This window comes from Streptomyces sp. NPDC104581, from assembly GCF_055583685.1.
On sequence record NZ_JBVJNN010000005.1, the window covers coordinates 59,699 to 81,793 of the forward strand.

Sequence of the window (22,095 nt, forward strand, 5' to 3'; positions counted from 1 at the left end):
GATCAGGTGGATGCCCTCCGCGCCGCCGACTCCGTCGCCGTCGAAACCCTGCTCCGCGCGTACGTCCGGGAGACCGGGACCGACGTGCCTCCCAGTGGCGGGCTGCTGAGTCTGCGGCTGCCGTGCAGTGCGCTGACCCTGCGCGTACGCGTGCTGTACCGGTCCGCCACCGGGTGGCACCGGTTCGGGCGCGTCCGTGTCGTGACCTCCGGCCGGGGCGGCAGCGTGCCCGCCGATGTGGGGCTCGTCGCCGCCGCGCTCGTCAGGGAGTCCACCCTCGGGCGGGGCGCGCCGCCGTACCTCGGGACGGACGCCGTGGGGCGGGTGATCGACTCCGCCGTGCGGACCGGCGCGCATCTCGTGCGGCGGCGGGCCGAGTCGCCGGGGACACGCGGGGTGACCCCGTTCCTCGACGCCGAGCAGGCGCTGCTCCTGGGGCATCCCTTCCACCCCGCGCCCAAGAGCCGCGAGGGCGCGTCGGACAGCGAACTCGACGCGTACTCACCGGAGTTGCGGGGGTCCTTCCCGCTGCACTGGTTCGCCGCGCATCCGGACGTCCTCGTCGGTGAGAGCGCCGACGGGCGTCCCCCCGTCGAGCTGCTGCGGCCCCTCACCGACGGGCTCGGGCTGTCCGTGCCCGACGGGATGGCCGTGGTGCCCGCGCATCCGTGGCAGGCGCGGGAGGTGCTCGCCCGGCCCGCCGTCCGCTCGCTCCTGGACGAGGGGCTGTTGCGTCCGCTGGGGCCCGCCGGGCCCCACTGGTACCCGACCTCGTCCGTGCGGACCGTGCACCGGCCGGACGCCGGCGTGATGCTGAAGCTCTCCCTCGGTATGCGGATCACCAACTCCCGCCGCAACAACCTCCGTAGCGAGATGCGGCTCGGCGTCCGCGCCGCCCGGCTGCTGGCCGCCGGACCCGCCGGGCGGCTGCGGGCCGAACATCCGGAGTTCGGCATCCTGCGCGACTTCGGGTGGGTGTCGGCGGGCCGCGACACGGAAACCGGGCTGGAGACCGCCGTACGCGACAACCCCTTCGGGGGCGGAGGGCTCCAAGGGCTCTGCGTCGCCGGGCTGGTGGCCGAACGCACCGGCCCCGGCGACGGCTCGCCGCCCGCGCACCGCGCGCTGCTCTGCGAGGCCGTCGCCCGTACCGCCCGCGCGCACGGCGTCTCCACGGCCGAGGCGTCCGCGCGCTGGCTGGCCGCGTATCTGGACGTGCTCGCGGTCCCGCTGATCCGCCTCCGTGCCTGGTACGGCATCGCCCTGGAGCCGCACCACCAGAACACGCTGGTCGCGCTCGACGCGGCGGGACTGCCGTGCGCCGGCTGGTACCGCGACAGCCAGGGTTACTACGTCGCCGCGTCCCACGCGCCCGCCGTGGAGCGGCTGTTGCCGGGCGCTGCCGAGGGGCTCGATCTCGTCTTCGACGACGCGTTCGTGGACGAGCGCGTCGCGTACTACCTCGGCATCAACAACCTCCTCGGCCTCGTCGGCGCGTTCGGCGCCCTCGGGCTGGCCGACGAGGGCGACCTGCTGCGGGTGCTGCGCGCCCGGCTGGAGCGGCTGCGGGCCGCCGAGCCCGGGGCGAAGACACTGCTCGACCTGCTGCTGGACGCGCCCGTGCTGCGCTGCAAGGCCAACTACCTGACCTGTGTGGACGGGCTCGACGAGCTTGTCGGGGACGTCGAGTCCCAGTCCGTCTACGTCGACCTGACCAATCCCCTCGCGGAGGCCCAGCGGTGACCCAGTCCGAGCCCGTGTCCGAATCGAGTACCCCTGTGTACGACCTGGTCGGCATCGGCATCGGTCCGTTCAACCTCTCGCTCGCCGCGCTGGCGGACGGCGTCCCGGAGCTGCGCACGCTGTTCCTCGACGCGAAACCCGCGTTCTCCTGGCACCCGGGACTGCTGATGGAGGGCACCACGCTCCAAGTCCCCTTCCTGGCGGACCTCGTGACGATGGTCGACCCGACGAGCCCGTGGTCGTACCTCAACTATCTGCGCCACCACGACCGGATGTTCCCCTTCTTCTTCTCGGAGCGCTTCCACATACCGCGCCGCGAGTACGACGCCTACTGCCGCTGGGTCACCGAGGGGGTGGCGTCCTGCCGGTTCGACGCGCACGTCCACCGGCTGGGGTGGGACGAGCGGCGGGAGCTGTTCACCGTCTCCCATCGCGCCGCTGACGGGACCCACACGCGCGTCCTCGCCCGGCAGGTCGTCCTCGGGGTGGGCACGAACCCGGTCGTGCCGGAGCCGCTGCGCCCGCTGCTCGCGGGCACCGCGCACACCGGCCGGGTCCTGCACAGCGCCGACTACCGGACCCACCGCGCACGGCTCGCCGCCTGCGACGACGTGACCGTCATCGGCGCCGGCCAGTCGGGCGCGGAGGTCGCGCTCGACCTGCTGCGGCACCAGGACGGGGCGGGTGCGGGCGGCCCGTACGTCCGCTGGCTCGCGCGCACGAACGCGTTCGCGCCGATGGAGTACTCCAAGATCGGGCTCGAACACTTCACGCCCGACTACGTCCGCTACTTCCGCGCCCTGCCCGAGGACCGGCGGGAGCGGCTCGTACGGGAGCAGTGGCAGCTCTACAAGGGTGTGAGCGACGAGACGCTGGGCGAGCTGCACGACGAGATGTACGAGCGGACGATCGGCGGGACGGAGCCGAGGGCCGCGCTGCATCCGGGAGTCGAGATCGTCGCGGCCGAAGCCGCCCCGCACGGATATGTGTTGACGTGCCGTCACGCGCAGCAGGACGCGCTGTTCGAGATCCGGACGTCCGCGATCGTCTCGGCCACGGGGTACGCGGCGTCCCGCCCCGCCTTCCTCGACGGCGATGACGGCGACGGCGGCGATGACGCCGAGCAGGGGCTCGGCACCCTCGTGGACTGGGACGCGCAGGGCCGGTACCGGATCGACGGCGACTACCGCGTCGCGCTCGACCCCGGGGTGTCGGGCACCCTGTACGTGCAGAACGCGGAGATGCACACGCACGGGGTCGGGGCGCCCGACCTGACCCTCGGCGCGTGGCGCGCGGCGACGATCCTCAACGCCGTGGCCGGGCGGACGGTGCTGCGGGTCCCGGAGCGGGCGGCGTGGACGACGTTCGGGGTGCCGAGCCCCGGCCCCGGCCCGGCAGACCCCCGCCCCCGACTCCCCGCCCCCACCCGCTCCGCCGTCCCCGAGGAGAACGTCCGATGAACCATCCCGACCGGGCCGCCTGGGAAGAGGCCGGCCGCCGGCTGCTGATCAAGGCCGTCGAGGAGTTCGCGTACGAGGAACTGCTCGTCCCCGTACCAGCGCCCGACGCCGTGCCCGCGACCGACGCCGTGCCCGCGCCCGACGCCGTACCCGCGCCCGGCGCCGCGACCGCCGGCCGGTACCGGCTCGACCTCGGCGAGGACGTGCACTGGACGCTGCGCGCCGCCCGCGGCACCTTCGGCACCTGGCGTGTCGAACCCGGCAGTCTGGTCCGCCACCCGGACGTACCCGACGGCCGGGAGGCCGGTCCCGAACGTCTGCTGCTCGACGCGCGCGGTGTGCTCGGCTGGGACGGTGCCACCACCGCCGAGGTCCTGCGTGAGCTGACCGCCACCCGGCGGGCCGACGCCGAGGCGATCGTCAGGGCGCTGCCCGCCGCCGAGCTGGCCGATCTGGACCATCTGGAGCTGGAGGCGTACCAGGACGGGCATCCCTGCATGCTCCTCAACAAGGGCCGGCTCGGTTTCGCCGCCTCCGACGCCGCCGCCTACGCACCCGAATCCGCTCCCGCCGTCCGGCTGCTGTGGGCCGCCGTGCACAGCGACCTCGCCGTCTACTCGGGTGTTCCCGGGCTCGACGCCGAGCGGCTGCTCGCCGAGGAGCTGGACCCGGCGACGCGGCAGCGGTTCGCCGCGGTCCTCGCCGAGGAGTGCGCCCGGACCGGTCTGAGCGGTGCGGAGTTCAGCTGGCTGCCGGTGCACCCGTTCCACTGGGACGAGGCCGTCGCCACCCTCTTCGCGCCGTATCTCGCCGAGGGCCGCATCGTGCCGCTCGGGCAGGGTGACGACCGCTACCGCCCCCTCCAGTCGATCCGCACCCTGGCCAACATCGACCACCCGCACCGCCGCAACGTCAAAGTCCCCCTCCTCATCCGCAACACCCTTGTCTGGCGCGGGCTTTCGACCGGGCCGACCGAGGCCGCGCCCGACGTGAGCGCCTGGCTGCACTCCGTACGGGACGCCGACCCGTATCTGAGCGGGGAGCTGCGCATCCATCCGCTCGGCGAGGTCGCCTCCGTCGCCGTGGGGCATCCGCTCTACGAGTCGGTCCAGGACGCCCCGTACCGCTACCACGAACTCCTGGGCGCCGTCTGGCGCGAGCCGGTCGCCGCGCTGCTCGACCCGGACGCGGGTGAACGCGCCCGCACCATGGCCGCGTTGCTCAAGACCGGCTCCGACGGGCGCGCGCTCACCGCGGAGCTGGTCGAACGCTCCGGGCTCAGCCCCGCGATCTGGCTGGAACGATTCTTCGGGGCGCTGCTGCCGGGGCTGCTGCACTACCTCTACCGGTACGGCGTCGCCTTCTGCCCGCACGGCGAGAACACCGTCGTCCTCTTCGACCGCGACGAGATCCCGATCGGAATCGCGGTCAAGGACTTCGCCGAGGACGTGAACCTGCTGCCCGGCGACCGGCCGGAGTACGCCGCGCTCCCGGAGCGCGCCGACCGCGTCCTGCTGCGCTGGCCGGCCCACGAGCTGGCGCACTCGCTGCTCAGCGCCGTCCTCGCCGGGCACTTCCGGTTCTTCGCCCCGTTGTGCGCCAGCCAACTGGACGTGCCCGAGGGCGAGTTCTGGGCGCTCGTACGCGCCGAGATCGAGCGCTACCACGCCCGTTTCCCGGAGCTGGCCGACCGCTTCGACGCGTACGGGCTCCTCGCCCCCTCCTTCGACCGCGTCGCGCTGAACCGTGAACAGCTCCTGGGCGGCGGGTTCCACGACCGGTCGGAGCGCGACGAGGGCTTCGACGTCGTGCACGGCACCGTGCCGAACCCGCTGGCGCGAACGGAGGACCCGAAATGAGCGACCCGTACGAGCTGCTGCGGACCGAGGCCGCCGCCGGGCGGGTCGAGGAGGTGATCGTCGCCGTCCCCGACATCCAGGGCAGACTCCAGGGCACCCGGCTCTCCGTGCCGTACTTCCTCGACGGGATCGAGGACGCGGGCGGCAGCGGCGACGACGGCGCCGGATTCGGCGCGTGCGTCTATCTCCTCGCCTCCGACGTGGAGATGGACACCCGCCCCGGCTACGCCATCGACGCCTGGCGGAGCGGCTTCGGCGACTTCCTCCTGCGCCCCGACCCCGCCACCCTCCGCACCCACCTGCCCTGGGACGAGGGCACGGCGCTCGTCATCGCCGACGCGCACTGGCCGGGCGCCGGGGGCTCACCGGTCGCCGTCGCGCCCCGCCACGTGCTCCGCACCCAGCTCGACCGCCTCGCCGAGCGCGGACTGACCGCGCTCGCCGGTACGGAACTCGAATTCCTCGTCTTCCTCGACACCTACCGCGCCGCCCGCGAGACCCGCTACCAGGGCCTGACGTCCGCGACCGGGTACAACGTGGACTACTCGCTCCAGGGCCTCACCGACATCGAGCCCGTCGTGCGCCGCCTCCGCCGGGAGATGGGCCGGGCCGGGCTCGCGATGGAGACGGCACGCGGCGAGTGCCACGCGGGGCAGTACGAGATCGTCTTCCGTTACGCGGAGGCGATGACGACCTGCGACAACCACGTCTTCTTCAAGAACGGCGCCAAGCAGATCGCCGCCCAGGAGGGCGTGGCGCTGACGTTCATGCCCAAGTTCGACGAGGGCGAGGGCAATTCGTGCCACGTCCATCTGTCGCTGCGCGGCACGGACGGCACCGCCGTACTCGCCGACCCGTCGGCCGACGACGGCATGTCCGCCCTGATGCGGCACTTCGTCGCCGGTCAGCTCGCCTGTCTGCCGGACTTCGCCCTGCTGATGGCGCCGAACGTCAACTCCTACAAGCGGCTTCAGCCGGGCGCCTTCGCGCCGACCGGTATCGCGTGGGGCCGGGACAACAGGACGTGCCCGATACGGGTGGTGGGGACGGGCTCCTCGATGCGTGTCGAGCACCGGGTGCCGGGCGGGGACGCCAACCCGTACCTCGCGCTCGCGGCCGCGGTCGCCGCCGGTCTGTACGGGATCGAACACCGGCTCGAACTCCCGCCCCCCCACCGGGAGAACGCGCTCGCCGATCCCTCGGTGCCCCGGCTGCCCGGCACGCTCACGGAGGCGCTGCACCGCTGGGAGAGCGGGATCGCGGCGAAGGTCTTCGGTGAGCCGGTGGTGGCGCACTACGCTCAGGCGGCCCGGACCGAACTGGCCGCGTTCGAGACGTCGGTGACGGACTGGGAGCGGATGCGCGGCTTCGAGCGGCTGTAGCGTCGGGCCGGCCGGCCGCCGAGCAGGCCCGGCCCGGCCGGCCACCTGTCCAGGTGTCAGCCGGTGGCGGCGCCGTAGTTCTTCTCGATCTCGTCCAGCACCTTGCCCGCGCCGGTGTAACCGATGCCGAGCATCCAGACGTTGTCGTCGACCCTGAACACCTTCCCGGCCTTCACCGCGTCCAGGTTCTTCCAGAGCGGGCCGCCGATGATGTCGGTCTCCTTCGCCTTCTTCGCGTCACCGTAGGTCGAGTAGAAGACGACGTCCGCGTTCGCCTCGTCCATCTTCTCCGGGCTGACGTCGAGCGAGAACCCGGTCTTGTCCTGGTTGGCCGGGCGGCCCACGCCGAGATCGCCGTAGATCGAACCGACGAACGTGTCGTTGAGGTAGAGACGCGTGTCGGCGCCCTCCACGAAGCGGACGAAGCCGAACGTGGTCTTCTTCGCCGCTTCCGGGCCGCCGAACGCCGTGGTCAGCTCCCCGACCCGGGCGTCGTAGGCGTCGGCGATCTTCTTGCCCTCGGCCGTCCTGCCGAGGGCGTCGGCGTGCAGTTCGAAGTTCTCGCGCCAGTTGGGGCCCGTGGTGTCGGAGAAGACGGTCGGGGCGATCTCCGAGAGCGGCTTGTAGTTCTTCTCGTCGCGCACCTTGCTGCTCAGGATCAGGTCGGGCTCAAGGGCGGCGATCGCTTCGAGGTTCGGCTCGGCGATCAGCCCGACCGCCTTGATGTCCTTGAGCCGGTCCTGCGGCAGATAGGTGGAGAACGGCGTGTCCGCGACGGCCGTCGTGGCACCGACCGGAGTGATCCCGAGCGTGATCGCGGAGTCGAGCGCGTCCGTGTCGAGCACGACGACACGCTGGGGGTCGTCCGGCACCCGCACCTCGCCCATGGCGGTCGTGACGGCGTGCGTCCCTCCCGACCCGGCCTTGTCCGAGGACTCGTCGCCGTCGCCACCGCACGCGGAGAGTGAGACGGCGAGCGCGGTGACCGCGGCGGCCACGCCGATACGGCGGGTGAGGTGTGTGGACACGGTGGGCACTCCCTGACGGCCGCCCGGAGTCGGCCCGGACGTAACTAAGGCAAACCTAACTTCAGCGGGACCGGCCCGACAAGTTCCGTACATCACGGTCCAGTCACAGGGCCAGCACACGCCATGTCTCCCCCCGTCGCGGGGCACCCGCGACCATGGCGCACTGTTGCACGTCCCGGGAAGCCTCGAAAACGTCGGGAAGGAGTCGCGAAATGGCAGGATTCCGCGCGGGTGAAGGCGTCTTGCGCCGTAAACCCATCGACACCATCCAGGACTCCGAGGGCCCGGAGGGCCAGCAGCTCGCCCGCACCCTCGGGCTGAACCGAACGCGTTCCGCGGCGGCCCCGGGGGAAGACGGCTGATTGCCCCCACGGTTCGAGGAGAGACGAGCGTCATGGACTTCGCCACGAATACACCGACGAACACACCGGTCGCGACCACGCTGGGCGAGCAGTTGCTGCTCCTGTCGCTGGACGACGAGTCCGGGACCGAGAAGGAGTCGACGAACGTCTCCTACGCCATCGCGGCGGCCTCGCTGGTCGAACTGGTGCTGGCGGGCCGTGTCGAGGTGAGCGAGGACCGGGTCGCCGTCCGCGACGCGGCGCCGCTGGACGACCCCACCCTGGACGCGGCGCTGGCCGACATGTCCGACGAAGGGAAGCGCGAGCCGCGCAAGACCAAGGAGTGGATCGAGCGCCTGAGGAAGGACGCGGTGGCCGGGACGACCGCGAGCCTCGTGGCCAAGGGGCTGGTCCGCGAGGAGAAGAAGAAGGTGCTCGGCCTCTTCCCCGTACGCCGCTACCCGGAAGCCGACGGATCGGTGGAGTCGGCGGTCCGGCAGCGGCTCGACGAGGTCGTGATGCGCGGGGCGGCCCCGGACGAGCGCACGGCGAGTCTGGTGGCCCTGCTGCACGGGGCGAAGCTGCACGGACTGCTCTACGAGAAGCCGCAGTTGGCGACCGCCAAGGTGAACATGGAGAAGGTCGCGCACGGTCAGTGGGCGGGGCCGGCTGTGCACCGGGCGGTCAAGGCGGCCGAGGACGCGCTGACGGCGATCGTCATGCTGACGGTGGTGACGACCACCGTCATGTGACCGAGCGGAGAGGCTCACCGGCGGGTTCGCCGGCCCGGTCGCGGACGGGTTTCACCGGCGGCCTCACCAGCCGGTGAAGACCAGGTGGTTGACCAGCAGGGCCACGGTCGCCTGCCCGGCCAGCCACCACCGCCGGCGGCCGGGCAGCAGGGCGGTGGCGGGGAGCAGCCACAGCATGAACGGCAGCCAGATGCGTTCCGTCTCCGCCTTGCTCATCCCGGACAGATCGGCGGCGAGCACCGCGAGCAGCGCCGCCAGGACCAGAAGGGCCAGACGGAGCACGGGGGCCGACGGTTCCCGGGCGGGCCTGACGCTCCGTACGGCGCGGGGCGCGAGCGCGAACACCCGGCCCAGGCCGGCCACCGTCGCGAGGCCGACGGCCAGGGTGGTGGCGGCGAGGTTCCCCCAGACCCAGTACCAGTACGGGCGCACCCCGCCCGCGCCCTGGTAGTAGCGCACGACCAACTCCTGGTACGCCTCCCACCAGTTGAACCCCGCCAGCGTGAACGCCACCGGCACCACCAGGGCGCCCGCCAGCACCAGGGGCAGCGGGCGCGCCGTGCGGGCCAGGAGAAGGACGCCGAGGCCGGGCAGCGCCATGAGGGTCAGACCGTAGGAGAGGTAGCAGGTGAACCCGTACAACAGCCCGGCGCCCAGCGCGGCGGCGGCGGGGAGGCGCACCGTACGCGTCGCGGCCAGCGCGAGCAGGGCGAGTGACCAGGCGGCGACGCTCGCGAAGTAGCCGTCGGCCGATGTGCCCACCCAGACGGCGGCCGGGGCCAGCGCCAGGAAGGGCGCCGCACGGCGCGCGGTGTGCTCGTCGGTCAGCGCGCGGAGCGTGACGAGTACGGCGGCCACGGCCGAGCCGCCCACCACGATGCACCAGACCCCGGCCCACGAGCCGCCGCCGAGGCCGATCCGGTCGAGCCAGACGAAGGTGAGGGTGGCGCCCGGCGGATGACCGGCGACATGGGCCGGCCAGTTGCCGGGCGGGCCGATCACGATGTGGTCGGAGAACCCGCGCAGTGTCGCACCGATGTCGGAGAAGCGGTCGATGACGGTGAGGTACTCGTTCTTGGTGGTGAGCCGGCGTGCCACGCCCCAGTGCCACCCGTCGACGAGCGCCAGCGAGAACGTCCAGGCCAGCGCGGCCGCCCAGGTGGTGAGGAGCAGCGCCCGCCACGGCAGCCGGGCCGCGAGGCCGGGCCCGTACGCGATGATCAGGACGGCGACGGCGAGTGCGGCGGGGGTGCCGGGGCCGACGCGGGGGTCCCAGGTGCCCAGCAGCGGCGGCCAGTTGACCTGGAGGCTGCCGTCGGCGCGCTGGACCGCCCAGCCGACGAGCGCGGCGGTGGTGACGAGCGCGAGCCCGATCGCGGCGGCGACGAGATCCCGGATGGGCGGGCGGCCGGTCGCGTCGCGTCCGCGGACGGCTCTGCCCCCGGCCGCGTTTCCGACCGTGACTCCGGCTCTGCCTCCGGCCGTGTCCACGTCCGGGTGCGCGCCGGTGTCCGCGTCCGTCGCCGTGTCCGTGTCCGTGTCGGTGCCCGTGCCCGTGCCGGTGTCCCTGTCGCCGAGCGGCTGTCCTCGTTCATCGGTCGTCACCCAGGCACGTTATGCAGCGGGCGGCGCGTTCCGGCGGTACGGCGGGGCCACGTCACCATTTCGTCAGAAGTCGTACCAGCTCCCGGGCGGGTGCGCGGGTTTACGGTCGCGGCATGGATCACCCCCCACCGCTGCCGAAGCGCGCCGCCCGCGCGCTGCCACCGCTGCCCACCGAACCAGCCTTCTGGCGCAGTCCGGTGCGCGGCGTCCGGTTCACGGCGGTACTAGGACTCGTGCTGCTGGCCGGGCTCACGCTGCTGTTCGTGACGGGTCTGCTGTCGTACGCCGCCTACAACCCGGATCTCGCGTCCGTCAACGACAAGACCCCGGACCGGGGATGGCTGGGCTTCTACCTCTTCGACTGGCCGACCCACCCGTACTGGCTCTACCGGCTCACCCAGGGGCTGCACGTCACGGTGGGCATCGCGCTCGTCCCCGTGCTGCTGGCGAAGCTCTGGTCGGTGATCCCGAGGCTGTTCACGCTGCCGCCGGTCACCTCCCTCGCGCACGCGCTGGAACGGATCTCGCTGGTGCTGCTGGTGGGCGGAGCGCTGTTCGAGTTCGTCACCGGGGTACTCAACATCCAGCTCGACTACCTCTTCCCCGGGTCCTTCTACCGGCTGCACTTCTACGGCGCGTGGGTGTTCTTCGTCGCGTTCGTCGCGCACGCGGCGCTGAAGACACCGAAGGCGCTGCGGGCGATCCGGAGCGGTGAGCTTCGCTCGGGAGGACCCGGTGAGGTCACGGGGGCCGGGGCGCACCGCGCACCGGGGACCGGCGACGACCTGGCGTCCCCGGCGCCCGCCGCGCCGACCGTCACACGGCGCGGCGCCTTCGCGCTCGTCGGCACGGGTGCGCTGTTCATGCTGCTCACGACGGCGGGCCGGAGTTTCGACGGACCGCTGCGCCGTACCGCGCTGCTCGCCCCGCACGGCTGGGAGGACCCGGGCAGCGGCCCGAACGGCTTCCAGATCAACAAGACGGCGGCGTCGGTCGGGGTCAGGGCGGCCGACACCGAGACGGACCGGTGGCGGCTCGTCGTCAGCGGCCCGGCCGGGGACATCCGGCTCTCGCGCGCCCAGTTGCTCGCGATGGACCAGCACACCTCGGAGCTGCCGATCGCGTGTGTGGAGGGCTGGTCGACATCGAACCAGTCGTGGCGCGGCGTACGCCTGCGGGATCTCGCGGCACTGGCCGGGTACCCGGCCGACGCGCCCGGTGTGTTCGTGGAGTCCCTCCAGGCGCGCGGGAGTTTCCGCTCGGGCGCGCTGCGCGACAACCAGGTGCGCGACGGGCGTTCGCTGCTGGCCCTCCGGGTCAACGGCGCGGACCTGTCGCTCGATCACGGCTTCCCGGCGCGGATCATCGTCCCTGCCGCGCCCGGGGTGCTGAACACGAAATGGGTCACCCGGCTGACGTTCGGAGCGCTGTGATGGATCACCGGAACGGCGCGGGACGCGGCGTACGCGAGCCCCGCGCTCCCAGGCCCCGCACTCTCCGGCCCCGCGCCCTCACGTACCGCGCCCTGCTGGGCAGTCCGTTCCAGCTCGTGCTGCTGCTCGCCACCCTCGCGTTCGCGGGATACGTGGGGGTACGCCTGCTGGAGGGCGAGACGTTCCTGATCGTGGTCTGGTTCGTCGGCGCCGCGCTCGTGCACGACCTGGTCCTGGTGCCGCTCTACACGGCGGCCGACCGTACGGTGACCGCCGCGCTGGGACCACGGCGCCGGCTCGTCAACCACGTCCGCGTACCGGCCTTCCTGTCCGGACTGCTCCTGCTGGTGTGGTTCCCCCTGATCACGGGGCGGGTCAGGCGCTACGAGCCGTACACCGCCCTGTCGGCGGACGGGTTCCTGGCGCGCTGGCTGCTGGTCACGGCCGTGCTGTTCGTGTGCTCGGCGCTCTGTCTGGTGACACGGGCGGTGCTGCGGCGCAGGGCGACGAAGGGGCGGCCCGCCGACTCCCACTGATCGACGGGCTGCCAGCCGAGCGCCCGGCCGTACCGGAGCAGGGCCGGGGTGCCGAGCCGGGCCCACGGGAAGTGCGAACCCGTGGCGCGGGCCCCGTCGGCCTGCGGGTGGCGCCCGTCGTCCACTCGTACGCGTACCCGCTCGTCGATGTCCACGGGCGCGGTCTCGGCGATGATCAGCCCGCCGTGCGTCAGCAGTCCGGCGACCCGGCGGAGCAGTCCCGCCGGGTCCCCGCCGATGCCGATGTTGCCGTCCACGAGCAGGACGGTGCCCCAACGCCCCTCGCCGGGAAGGGGATCGAAGACGGAGCGGCGCAGGGCGGTGCCGCCGAGCCGCAGGGTGTGCTCGACGGCCGCCTCGCTGACGTCGACGCCGAGCGCCGGCCGTCCGCGCGCCGCGAGGGCGGCGACGAGCCGGCCGGGGCCGCAGCCGATGTCCAGCACGGCGCCCTCGCAGCGGCGCAGGGCGGAGAGGTCGGCGGCGTCGGCGCGGGCGCACCAGCGCTCGACGTCGAGAGGCAGCAGCCAGCCGTCCGTACGGCGCAGGAAGAGCGGGCCGCGGCCGGCGCGGAGGGCGTCGGCGTACGGGTCGGTGCGCCAGGCGGCGGCCTCGGTGCCGGTGGCGGGCGTTCCGGTGCCGGTCTCGGAGGCGCGGGTCTCCGGCGTTCCGGTGCCGGTCTCCGTTCCGCTGCCGGTGTCCGTGGTACTCACCGGGCGCCCACCGGGGTGAGCCGGCGCAGCGTGGCCGCGAACAGACCGTCGGGGGCGGCCGAAGCGACGTACTCGGCGTCGGCCGCCGAGTCCACGTCGCGCAGCGGCGGCAGATCGCGCACGGTGAACCCGGCGCGGACGAGACGGCGGCGCTGCACGGCGCCGGTCTCGGGCACGGACATGGGCACCCCCCGGATGAGATCCGGCGGGACGGACTCGGGCGCGGCGAGCCCCAGCGCCCAGAAGCCGCCGTCGTCGGCGGGGCCGAACCAGGCGTCGCAGCCGTCCCAGCCGGCCGGGCCGAGCGCGGGGGCCAGCAGGGCGGGGGTGATCTGCGGGGTGTCCATGCCGACGAGGAGCGTCGGGCCCGTACAGCTCTCGAAGGCGGCGGCCAGCCGCTCGTCGAGCCCGCCCGCGCACTGCGGCACGACCTCGAAGCCGGGCGGCAGCCAGGGGCCGGGCCGCCCTTCGAGGACCAGGACGCGGCGCCGGGCGGGGAGGTCGCGGACGGTCCGCAGGGTGTCGGCGAGTGCGGCCTCGGCGAGGCGGGCGGCGTCGGCGGGGGTGAACGGCGGGGTGAGACGCGTCTTGACGCGGCCGGGGAGGGGTTCCTTGGCGATGACGAGGAGGGTGGTGGCGGGGGAGGTCACTTGGCGGCCTCGGCGGGGGTGCTGTGCGGGGCGGTGTTCACGATCGATTCCGCGGTGGACTTCGCGGTGTTCTCCGCGGTGATCTCCGCGGTGTTCTCCGCGGTGGTGCTCGGCTCGGTGCTCGTGGGCCTCACGGTGGGCGCGGGTGGCTGGTTGAGCACGGCGCGCATGTCGCGCACCGCGTGCCAGGTGCCCCGCCAGGTACCGGTCACCTTGGACCTGCCCGTACGCGGCCGGTACGGCACATCGGTCTCGGTGACCCGCAGTCCCGCGTCGGCCGCGCGCACCACCATCTCCAGCGGGTAGCCACTGCGCCGGTCGGTGAGGCCCAGCGCCAGCAGGTCCGCGCGGCGTGCGGCGCGCAGGGGGCCGAGATCGCGCAGCGTCACGCCGGTACGCCGGCGCAGCATCCGGGAGAGCGCGAGATTCCCGGCGCGGGCGTGCGCGGGCCAGGCGCCCCGGCCCTGCGGGCGACGACGGCCCAGCATCAAGTCGGTCTCACCAAGGGCTACTTGGCGTACGAAGCCGGTGAGGAGGCCGGGATCGAGGGAGGCGTCGCAGTCGCAGAAGCAGATGTACTCGGCGTCGGACGCGAGGAGGCCCGCGTGGCAGGCGGCACCGAAACCCCGTCGCGGCTCGTGGACGACGGTGGCGCCGAACGAGCGTGCGACGTCCGCCGATCCGTCCGTGGAGCCGTTGTCGACGACGATCGCGCGCCAGCCGACGGGGATGTGATCCAGCACCCATGGCAGCGCGTCGGCCTCGTCGAGGCAGGGCAGAACGACATCGGCGGTGAGATCAGTGAGGTGTGTCACGGCGCTCACCCTACGGATCGTAAGGCTGCATAACGGACTTCTGGACCTTACGAAACACGGACGTTCGGCCGATCCGGGCGTTCGCGCGGTCTGTCACGCGGGTCGCGGTGCGAAGGTGGACGTATGCAGAGCAATCCCATCGACGGTGTCGGTGGCAACGGCGGCAGCGGTGGCAGCGGTGGCAGCGGCGGCCATGGGGCGAACGGGCAGACGCGGGAGCCCGCCCATGTCCTCGTCGTGGACGACGATCCGACCGTGGCCGAGGTCGTCGCCGGCTACCTCGACCGGGCCGGTCACGACGTCGCACGCGCCGCCGACGGCCCGTCCGCGCTCGCGCGATTCGCCCGCAGACGGCCGGACTTGGTCGTCCTGGACCTGATGCTGCCCGGCATGGACGGCTTCGAGGTCTGCCGCCGGATGCGCGAACAGGGCGGCCCGGTACCGGTGATCATGCTGACGGCGCGCGGGGACGAGGAGGACCGCGTACTGGGGCTGGAGACGGGGGCGGACGACTACGTCACCAAGCCGTTCAGCCCAAGGGAGTTGGTGCTGCGCGTGGAGTCGGTGCTGCGCCGGGCGCGGCTGCCGGCGACCCCGCCCGGTACGTCGCCGGAGGCGGCGGGCGTGCTGCGGACGGCGACCCTGTCCCTGGATCCGGTGGGGCGCCGTGCCACCCGCGAGGGGGCGGAACTGGCGCTCACGCTGAGGGAGTTCGACCTGCTGGCTTTCTTCCTGCGGCATCCGGGGCGGGCGTTCACACGCGAGGAGCTGATGAGCGAGGTGTGGGGCTGGGACTTCGGGGACCTGTCGACGGTCACCGTCCATGTCCGCCGGCTGCGCGCCAAGATCGAACACGACCCGGCACGGCCTCGGCTGATCCAGACGGTGTGGGGAGTCGGCTACCGGCTGGCGGACGCGGCGGCGGGTGTGGCCGTGGCAGCCGGCTCGGACGCGGACCTGGGCGCTGCCGCGGGTGCGGACCCCGGCACGGGCGCCGTGCCTGCGCCACGCGACGCACGGGCCGCGCCCGGCGTGGGCGAGACCTCGGCGGACGGCTCGGCCGGCCTCGGCGTGCAGGGTGTGCGCGACACCTTGGCGGATAGCTCCGCCGTGCCCGGCGTGGGCGAGACCTCGGCGGACGGCTCGGCCGGCCTCGGCGTGCAGGGTGTGCGCGATACCTCGGCGGACATGTCCGCCGGGCAGGGCGTCCGGGCAACCCCGGCTGACGGCTCGGCCGGCCTCGGCTCGCAGGGTGTGCGCGACACCCTGGCGGACAGCTCCGCCGGGCCTGGTGCGCTGGGCGTGGGCGAGACCTCGGCGGACACTTCCGCCGGGCAGGGCGTCCGGGCAGCCCCGGCTGACGGCTCGGCCGGCCTCGGCTCGCAGGGTGTGCCCGACAATCCGGCGGACACTTCCGCCGCGCTGGGCGTGGGCGAGACCTCGGCGGACACTTCCGCCGGGCAGGGCGTCCGGGCAGCCCCGGCTGACGGCTCGGCCGGCCTCGGCTCGCAGGGTGTGCCCGACAATCCGGCGGACACTTCCGCCGCGCTGGGCGTGGGCGAGACCTCGGCGGACAGCTCCGCCGGGCCTGGCGCGCTGGGCGTGGGCGGCATCTCGGCCGAGAGCTCCACCGCGCCGGGCGTCCGCGCAACCTCGGCCGACACGTCCGCCGTCGGCGCCCCGACGTCCTCACCGGGCATGTCCCCGTCCCCGCGGGTGGTGGGCCCGGCGTCCGGTGTCCGGAGGGCCGACCGGTCGTGACCGACATGCTCCTCATCGCTCTCATCGCGTTCCTCGGCGCCGCGGTCGCGGGCCTCCTCGGCGCTCTTGCCCTGCGCCTGTCCCGCCACCGGTCGCTCGTCGTGTCCGTGACCGTCGTCGCCGCCGTCGCCGTGACCGCGATGCTCGCCGGGACGCTCGCCGTCGCCTGGGCGATGTTCCTGTCGCCGCACGATCTGAGCGTCGTCACCACGGTCGTCGCGATGGCCGCCGTCGTCTCGCTCGTCACCGCCGTCCTCCTCGGCCGGTGGATGGTCGCCCGCAGCCGGGATCTGACCCTGGCCGCCCGGTCGTTCGGCGACGGCGGTGTCTTCGCCGCGCCCGTCGAGCCCGCCACCGCCGAACTCGACGCGCTCACACGCGAGTTGGCGGCAACGAGCGCCAAGCTCGACAGCTCGCGCGAGCGGGAACGCGCGCTGGAGACCTCGCGGCGCGAACTCGTCGCGTGGATCTCGCACGATCTGCGCACGCCCCTCGCCGGGCTGCGGGCCATGTCGGAGGCGCTGGAGGACGGCATGGCCGTCGACTCACCGCGCTATCTGCGGCAGATACGCACCGAGGTCGAGCGCATGAACGACATGGTCGGCGATCTCTTCGAACTCTCCAGGATCCACGCGGGATCGCTCACCCTGGCCCCCGCCCGAATCTCCGTGTACGACCTGGTCGGCGACGCCCTGGCCGGTGCCGATCCGCTCGCCCGCGAGCTGGGCGTACGGCTCGTGGGGGGCCGGATCGACCCCGTACCGGTGGAGGTCGACAGCAGGGAGATGAGCCGGGTCCTCGGCAATCTGCTGGTCAACGCCATCCGCCGGACCCCGGCCGACGGCACGGTCGCCGTCGCAGCGCGGCACGGTGAGGGCGGGGTGGTGCTCTCGGTGACCGACGGCTGCGGCGGAATACCGGAGGAGGACCTGCCGCGCGTGTTCGACACGGGCTGGCGCGGCAGCGACGCCCGCACGCCCCCGGCCGGCGCGGGCCTCGGGCTCGCGATCGTACGGGGCATCGTGGAGGCGCACGCGGGCCGGGCGGCGGTCCGCAACGTGGCGGGAGGCTGCTGCTTCGAGGTGACGCTCCCCGCCGCCTGACCGGCCCGGCCGGGACACCCCGTACGGGATCACTGCCGCGCCGCGCCGTGCCGCCCGCCGCCGTACAGGTGGCGGACACCGTACGGGGCGGCGGCGCTGTTCCCGGGACGACGACGCCGTGTCCGGAGCTACCGGCCCGGCTCGCGCAGCGGCGCCGTCGCGAACTCCGCCATGCCCTCCGCGAAGCCCACCTCCGGCTTCCACCCCAACTCGTCGCGCAACGCCTGCGAGTCGGCGGTGACATGGCGCACGTCCCCGAGCCGGTACTCCCCTGTGACGACGGGCGCGGGCCCGCCGTGCGCCGAGGCCAGCGCGGCGGCCATCTCGCCGATCGTGTGCGGCTCGCCGCTGCCGGTGTTGTACGGGGCGAAGCCGGAGGGTCCCGCCGCGCACACCGCGTCGAGGGCGGCCACATTGGCGGCGGCGACGTCCCGTACGTGCACGAAGTCCCGCCGCTGGCCGCCGTCCTCGTAGACGCGCGGCGCCTCCCCGCGCGCCAGCGCGGAGCGGAAGAACGAGGCGACCCCCGCGTACGGGGTGTCGCGCGGCATGCCCGGCCCGTAGACGTTGTGGTACCGCAGGGAGACGGCCCGCCCGCCCGTGGCCCGCGCCCACGACGAGGCCAGGTGCTCCTGAGCGAGCTTGGTCGTGGCGTACACGTTGCGGGGATCGAGGGGCGCGTCCTCCGCGACCAGCCCCGGTACCAACCACTCCCCGCAGTCGGGGCAGTTGGGCTCGAACCGCCCGGCGGCCAGATCGGCGGTGGCGCGCGGCCCCGGCCGGACCACGCCGTGGCGCGGGCAGTCGTAGCGTCCCTCGCCGTAGACCACCATCGACCCGGCGAGCACCAGCGCCGGTACGCCCGCCTCGGCCATGGCGGCGAGAAGCACCGCCGTGCCGAGGTCGTTGCACCCGACGTACGCGGGCGCGTCCGCGAAGTCCTTCCCGAGCCCGACCATCGCGGCCTGGTGACAGACGGCGTCCACCCCGGCGAGCGCCGCCGCCACGGCTTCCCGGTCCCGCACGTCCCCGACGATCAGCCGCTCCCCGTCCCGCGCCGGCCGCGGCGGCGCCCCGCCGTGCGCGGACGGCAGCATCGCGTCGTACACGACGGCCTCGTGGCCGCGCGACACGAGAGCGCCGACGATCTCCGATCCGATGAACCCGGCTCCGCCGGTGACAAGTACACGCATACGGCCCACGCTAGGCGCGCGGTGACGGAGCGGCAGGTACCCGGCACGGCATGTCACGGGACCGTAAGATCGCGCCCGCCGCCCGCCGCCCGCCACCCACCCCCGCGACCGGAGTCCCCGGCCGACTGCTCGGTCCGGAACCCGCCCTGCGCCGACGCGCTGATGAACCTCACCCCTTGGCAGCTCTGGGGGCGGCCGGCCGGGCGTTGTCGGACCCGTGGTGCAGGATCGGCGCATCGGCTCTTCGAAGGGGATGGGGATCATCGTGTCGATCGGGAACCAGCAGGTCGCCGGGCGTGAGTTTCTGCGGGAGCTCTATCCGTCCGACTACTTCCCGGATCATCTCCTCGACAAGGGACGGGACATCCTGACGCGCCTGTGCGAGCGCATCGAGGCGGACCGGCCCGGCGATCTGGCGGCGCTGTACGCGCTCACCGAGACCGCGACGCTGGAGTTCAACCGGCTCCAGGAGGAGTTCTGGGCGGCGGGCAGCGAGATCGAGACCGTGGCCCGTGACGTCATAGCCGGGGACTTCGGGTTCGTCGTCTCGGCCTACGGGTTCGCGGACGCGGATCTGGAGGAGGTGGTGGCGGAGCGCGACTGGTGACGGCGCCCTGCGCGGTCAGTCGACCCGCCAGACGATGTCGCCGCTGCGGCCGGGCGAGTACGTCACCGTGCCGACGACCGGCCCCGGCCGCCCGACCTCCAGGACGAGGAACCCTTCCGTGCTCTCGCCCGGCTTGAGCCGTACGACCTGGGGCAGCGCGGGTCCCTGAAGGGGCTCGAAGTCGGTGGGGGTCGTGCCCAACGGCTCCTCGCCGTCGCGCGGCCCGACCGCCGTCCGGTGGAGGGGCCGCTCCTCGATGTCCTTCTCCCCGACGTTCTCGAAGCTCAGCTCCAGCGCGGCCCAGGACCCTCCCTCAAGGAACGGCGGCAGCTCGCCGGGCTTCATCTCGGCCGGGTCGATCACGCTCTTGAGCGTGTAGACGGCCTTGCCCCCGCCCTCCAACTCCCGTGTCACACTGGTCCCGACGGCCAGCCGCGGTTCCTCGCCGTCACCGGAGCAGCCGGTGGCGCCGGAGGCGAGGAGCAGGGCTGTGGCGAGGCACAGCGAGGTGGTCGTACCGCGCATGGAAATCCCCCGTGTGGTGCGGCCCGACGGGCTCGGTCCGACCGGACGGCCCGGCCCGGCCACCCGTTGGGTGTCCCGAGCACCTTTTCATATCGGCCCGACCCCGGCTCCTGACTGCCTGCCCGCCACATGGGAGAGGGCCGCCCGCTCAACAGCCCGCGCGCCATGACGATTTCCTGGAGCCGTGCCGTGCCGTGCCGGTGCCGCCCGCGCCCTCCTACCCCGACGCGCCGAACAGCTGGGTCCAGTACGTGGCCATCTCGCCGCCGCCGCGCAGGCCGATGCCCATGTGGGTGAAGTCCGGCTTGAGGATGTTGGCGCGGTGTCCGGGGCTGTCCATCCAGCCCCGGACCACCTCGGCGGCGGAGCGCTGACCGCACGCGATGTTCTCGCCGATGGCCCGGTGGGCGCAGCCCGCGGCGGCGGCCCGGTCCCAGGGCTGCCGCCCGTCCGGGCTGGTGTGCGCGTAGAAGCCCCGCGAGACCATCTCGTCGCTGTGCGCCTGCGCGGCGGCCGTCAGCCGGGGGTCGCCGGCCAAGGGGCGCAGGCCGGCCGCCGCGCGCTCCGCGTTCGTGAGCGCCACCACCTCGGACGTGACGGCCGCCAGGCCCCGCGGGGTCAGCGGGCTGGCCCACACCGCCGTCCAGAAGATGTCGCCGCCGGGTCCCGGTGCCCGGCCGACGCCGAGCTGCGAGAGGGCCGGGTCGAGGACCGTACGGCTCATGCGTGCGTCGGTCAGGCAGTACGCGAGGAAGTCCGCCTCCGTACGCGGACCGGAGACGAGCTGCTCGGCGATCGTCAGATACGCGTACCCCTGTGCCGTGACCCGCTGGTAGAGGGACGTGCCCGGCCGGGGCGCGGCACCGAGCCTGCCCTCGGCCGCCATCCCCGCGCAGTGTGCCTGTGCGGCGGCCGCGAGGCGGGCGTCGGCCGTGACGGGCGGCGCGCCGGAGCGTGAGCGCTCGGCGTTGACGAGGGCGACCATGCCGTCGCCGGGGGCCGGGGGTACGGAAGCGGCGGGCGGCGCGCTGTCCTCGGCCACCTCGATGCCGAAGTCACGGGCGACCCCGGCCAGTCCGTCCGCGTACCCCTGGCCCAGCGCCCGCAGCTTCCACCCGCCGCCCCGGCGGTAGATCTCCGCGAGCAGCAGGACGCTCTCGTGCCCCGGGCGCGGCGGGGTGAAGCGGGCGAGGAGCGGACCCGGTCCGTCCGCCCGGGTCACCGACAGCGCGGGCGCGGGCAGCCGGCCCAGCGGGACGGCCGGGTCGGCGGCGCTCACGACCACCGTGATCCGGCTCGCCCCGGCGCGCAGCCGCCCCACGTCAACGGTGACCGTGTCGCCCCGCAGGCGGGCGCCGGGCGCCGACGGCTGGTTGTAGAAGACGAAGTCCCCGTCGCCGGAGACCTTTCCGTCGTCGCCGGTGATCAGGACGGAGACGTCGAAGGGTCCCGGCACACTGACCGTGAGGACACCCCCGGGCAGGGACACGTTTCCACCCGGGACCAGGTCGGCCATCGCACACCCCCTCCGTCCGTACGGCCGTCGGTCCGGCCGTCTCTTCCGGCTGTCCGGCTCGCTGTGCCGGGCCGTCGACGGTAGAACGCCGGGCGCCGGCGGCGGGGTTCCCGCCCTCCCCCTCGTGGCCGTCTCCCGCCATTTCGCACGCCGCGGGAACTCGGGCCCGTCACCCCGCGACAACTCACAGGGACCGGCAAGGACCCGGCAAGGACGGTGACGGACGACCTGGAGGCCGATGTGACGAGCGATGCGCCGAGCGACGCGGCGGGCGGCGACTGGTACGACGACGACAGCCTGTGGGTCGACTTCGCCCCCGCCATGTTCTCCGGCGCCCGCGCCGAGACCGTCGCCGAACTGGTCGGGTCGGCCCCGCTGCTTGACTTCCCGCCCGGCTCCCGCGTCCTCGACCTGTGCTGCGGCCCCGGCCTCTTCCTCCTCCCCCTGGCGGCGCGCGGCCACCGGGTGACCGGTGTCGATCTGAGCCCGGCCATGCTGCAACGCGCCGAGGCCGCCTGCCGGGAGGCCGCCGCGGACGTCCGGCTGGTGCGCGAGGACATGCTCACGTACGTGGCCCCCGAGAGCTACGACGTGATCCTCAACGTCTTCACCTCCTTCGGCTACTTCGAGGACGCCGACGACAACGCCCGTGTCCTGCGCAACGCGTGGCGGAGCCTCGCCCCCGGCGGCCGGCTGCTGGTCGACGTGATGGGCAAGGAGGTGCTCGCGGGCTGGATCGGCCGTCCACAGGCTGTGGATCTGCCGGACGGTTCGTACGTCGTCCAGCGCGACACCGTCCTGGACAGCTGGCGCAGGCTCCGCACCGACTGGACGCTGGTCCGCGGAGGGACCGCCCGCACCGCGTCCATCAAGTCGTTCCTCTACAGCGCCGCCGAACTGCACGACCTTTTCGTGGCGGCCGGGTTCGCGGACGTCGAGTGCTTCGGGGACTTCGACGGCGGTCCGTACGACCAGGGTTCGCGCCGGCTGATCGTCCGGGGCCTGAAGAAGTGACGCCCGGCGACGACCGCGTACGGGGCCCGCCCGACCTCACGGACCCCGCCGCACCCACCCCG

Annotated in this window: 18 protein-coding genes and 1 pseudogene; 11 read left to right on the top strand and 8 right to left on the bottom strand. The window is 73.6% G+C overall.

Annotated features, from left to right (window positions below; all coding sequences use genetic code 11):
* Positions 1–6 precede the first annotated feature (6 nt).
* Genes ACZ61E_RS06410 through ACZ61E_RS06425 form a run of 4 tightly spaced genes read left to right on the top strand, consistent with a single transcriptional unit; the run spans position 7 to position 6,444 of the window.
* Complete coding sequence (locus tag ACZ61E_RS06410) at positions 7–1,743, top strand: IucA/IucC family protein (protein ID WP_469698065.1); 1,737 nt, start codon at positions 7–9, stop codon at positions 1,741–1,743.
* Positions 1,740–3,203 carry a lysine N(6)-hydroxylase/L-ornithine N(5)-oxygenase family protein gene (locus ACZ61E_RS06415; protein ID WP_469698067.1) on the top strand — a complete coding sequence of 488 codons (1,464 nt, stop codon included), beginning with the start codon at positions 1,740–1,742 and terminating at the stop codon, positions 3,201–3,203. The genes ACZ61E_RS06410 and ACZ61E_RS06415 overlap by 4 nt, the downstream gene beginning before the upstream one ends.
* Complete coding sequence (locus tag ACZ61E_RS06420) at positions 3,200–5,062, top strand: IucA/IucC family protein (RefSeq protein ID WP_469698069.1); 1,863 nt, start codon at positions 3,200–3,202, stop codon at positions 5,060–5,062. Before ACZ61E_RS06415 ends, ACZ61E_RS06420 begins: the two co-directional genes overlap by 4 nt.
* Positions 5,059–6,444: a glutamine synthetase family protein gene (locus ACZ61E_RS06425; RefSeq protein WP_469698071.1), complete on the top strand. Its 1,386-nt coding sequence runs from the start codon at positions 5,059–5,061 to the stop codon at positions 6,442–6,444. Before ACZ61E_RS06420 ends, ACZ61E_RS06425 begins: the two co-directional genes overlap by 4 nt.
* Positions 6,445–6,500: 56 nt before the next feature.
* Here ACZ61E_RS06425 and ACZ61E_RS06430 read toward each other — a convergent pair whose 3' ends face one another.
* A complete protein-coding gene (locus ACZ61E_RS06430) occupies positions 6,501–7,472 on the bottom strand; it encodes an ABC transporter substrate-binding protein (protein ID WP_469698072.1) in 972 nt (323 codons plus the stop codon).
* 212 nt (positions 7,473–7,684) lie between these two features.
* Between ACZ61E_RS06430 and ACZ61E_RS06435 the strand changes: the two genes are divergently transcribed.
* Positions 7,685–7,834 (top strand): hypothetical protein, encoded by a 150-nt coding sequence (locus ACZ61E_RS06435; protein ID WP_469698073.1) that lies wholly within the window; start codon positions 7,685–7,687, stop codon positions 7,832–7,834.
* A gap of 32 nt (positions 7,835–7,866) precedes the next feature.
* Positions 7,867–8,565, top strand: a complete 699-nt coding sequence (locus ACZ61E_RS06440) for a GOLPH3/VPS74 family protein (RefSeq protein WP_469698074.1) — start codon at positions 7,867–7,869, stop codon at positions 8,563–8,565.
* Positions 8,566–8,628: 63 nt separating this feature from the next.
* On the opposite strand, the gene ACZ61E_RS06445 is transcribed toward ACZ61E_RS06440, so the two are convergent.
* Positions 8,629–9,963: a hypothetical protein gene (locus ACZ61E_RS06445; protein ID WP_469698293.1), complete on the bottom strand. Its 1,335-nt coding sequence runs from the start codon at positions 9,961–9,963 to the stop codon at positions 8,629–8,631.
* A 320-nt stretch (positions 9,964–10,283) separates the two neighbouring features.
* Between ACZ61E_RS06445 and ACZ61E_RS06450 the strand changes: the two genes are divergently transcribed.
* Positions 10,284–11,603 carry a molybdopterin-dependent oxidoreductase gene (locus tag ACZ61E_RS06450; RefSeq protein ID WP_469698076.1) on the top strand — a complete coding sequence of 440 codons (1,320 nt, stop codon included), beginning with the start codon at positions 10,284–10,286 and terminating at the stop codon, positions 11,601–11,603.
* 382 nt (positions 11,604–11,985) lie between these two features.
* On the opposite strand, the gene ACZ61E_RS06455 is transcribed toward ACZ61E_RS06450, so the two are convergent.
* From ACZ61E_RS06455 to ACZ61E_RS06465, 3 genes are read right to left on the bottom strand one after another with little or no spacing between them, the layout of a single operon-like run.
* Positions 11,986–12,849, bottom strand: a complete 864-nt coding sequence (locus ACZ61E_RS06455) for a class I SAM-dependent methyltransferase (protein WP_469698077.1) — start codon at positions 12,847–12,849, stop codon at positions 11,986–11,988.
* Complete coding sequence (locus ACZ61E_RS06460) at positions 12,846–13,499, bottom strand: TIGR04282 family arsenosugar biosynthesis glycosyltransferase (RefSeq protein ID WP_469698079.1); 654 nt, start codon at positions 13,497–13,499, stop codon at positions 12,846–12,848. Before ACZ61E_RS06460 ends, ACZ61E_RS06455 begins: the two co-directional genes overlap by 4 nt.
* A complete protein-coding gene (locus ACZ61E_RS06465; protein ID WP_469698081.1) occupies positions 13,496–14,323 on the bottom strand; it encodes a glycosyltransferase family 2 protein in 828 nt (275 codons plus the stop codon). Before ACZ61E_RS06465 ends, ACZ61E_RS06460 begins: the two co-directional genes overlap by 4 nt.
* Before the next feature lie 114 nt (positions 14,324–14,437).
* On the opposite strand from ACZ61E_RS06465, the pseudogene ACZ61E_RS06470 reads away from it, so the two are divergent.
* Both ACZ61E_RS06470 and ACZ61E_RS06475 read left to right on the top strand, forming a co-directional pair.
* A pseudogene (locus ACZ61E_RS06470) lies at positions 14,438–15,238 on the top strand (response regulator transcription factor); the annotation flags it as partial.
* Positions 15,239–16,071: 833 nt separating this feature from the next.
* Positions 16,072–17,178, top strand: coding sequence for a sensor histidine kinase (locus ACZ61E_RS06475; protein ID WP_469698083.1), 1,107 nt, complete (start codon positions 16,072–16,074; stop codon positions 17,176–17,178).
* A gap of 128 nt (positions 17,179–17,306) precedes the next feature.
* On the opposite strand, the gene ACZ61E_RS06480 is transcribed toward ACZ61E_RS06475, so the two are convergent.
* On the bottom strand, positions 17,307–18,371 hold the full coding sequence (locus ACZ61E_RS06480; RefSeq protein ID WP_469698085.1) for an NAD-dependent epimerase/dehydratase family protein: 1,065 nt from the start codon (positions 18,369–18,371) through the stop codon (positions 17,307–17,309).
* 265 nt (positions 18,372–18,636) lie between these two features.
* Between ACZ61E_RS06480 and ACZ61E_RS06485 the strand changes: the two genes are divergently transcribed.
* Positions 18,637–18,978 (top strand): DUF5713 family protein, encoded by a 342-nt coding sequence (locus ACZ61E_RS06485; RefSeq protein WP_469698087.1) that lies wholly within the window; start codon positions 18,637–18,639, stop codon positions 18,976–18,978.
* 15 nt (positions 18,979–18,993) lie between these two features.
* On the opposite strand, the gene ACZ61E_RS06490 is transcribed toward ACZ61E_RS06485, so the two are convergent.
* Positions 18,994–19,503, bottom strand: a complete 510-nt coding sequence (locus tag ACZ61E_RS06490; RefSeq protein WP_469698088.1) for a hypothetical protein — start codon at positions 19,501–19,503, stop codon at positions 18,994–18,996.
* A gap of 217 nt (positions 19,504–19,720) precedes the next feature.
* Entirely contained in the window at positions 19,721–21,019 is a 1,299-nt protein-coding gene (locus ACZ61E_RS06495; RefSeq protein WP_469698089.1) for a CAP domain-containing protein, read from the bottom strand.
* A 321-nt stretch (positions 21,020–21,340) separates the two neighbouring features.
* Between ACZ61E_RS06495 and ACZ61E_RS06500 the strand changes: the two genes are divergently transcribed.
* The gene (locus ACZ61E_RS06500) at positions 21,341–22,033 is read left to right on the top strand and encodes a class I SAM-dependent methyltransferase (protein WP_469698295.1); all 693 of its coding nucleotides are present in this window, start codon (positions 21,341–21,343) and stop codon (positions 22,031–22,033) included.
* Positions 22,034–22,095: the final 62 nt, after the last annotated feature.

What these genes read in the sequence shown, in the direction of transcription:
- ACZ61E_RS06420 (WP_469698069.1), top strand. Translation starts at nt 3,200, where the DNA reads ATGAACCATCCCGACCGGGCCGCCTGGGAAGAGGCCGGCCGCCGGCTG.
- ACZ61E_RS06425 (WP_469698071.1), top strand. Translation starts at nt 5,059, where the DNA reads ATGAGCGACCCGTACGAGCTGCTGCGGACCGAGGCCGCCGCCGGGCGG.
- ACZ61E_RS06435 (WP_469698073.1), top strand. Translation starts at nt 7,685, where the DNA reads ATGGCAGGATTCCGCGCGGGTGAAGGCGTCTTGCGCCGTAAACCCATC.
- ACZ61E_RS06440 (WP_469698074.1), top strand. Translation starts at nt 7,867, where the DNA reads ATGGACTTCGCCACGAATACACCGACGAACACACCGGTCGCGACCACG.
- ACZ61E_RS06450 (WP_469698076.1), top strand. Translation starts at nt 10,284, where the DNA reads ATGGATCACCCCCCACCGCTGCCGAAGCGCGCCGCCCGCGCGCTGCCA.
- ACZ61E_RS06480 (WP_469698085.1), bottom strand. Translation starts at nt 18,371, where the DNA reads ATGCGTGTACTTGTCACCGGCGGAGCCGGGTTCATCGGATCGGAGATC.
- ACZ61E_RS06490 (WP_469698088.1), bottom strand. Translation starts at nt 19,503, where the DNA reads ATGCGCGGTACGACCACCTCGCTGTGCCTCGCCACAGCCCTGCTCCTC.
- ACZ61E_RS06495 (WP_469698089.1), bottom strand. Translation starts at nt 21,019, where the DNA reads ATGGCCGACCTGGTCCCGGGTGGAAACGTGTCCCTGCCCGGGGGTGTC.
- ACZ61E_RS06500 (WP_469698295.1), top strand. Translation starts at nt 21,341, where the DNA reads ATGTTCTCCGGCGCCCGCGCCGAGACCGTCGCCGAACTGGTCGGGTCG.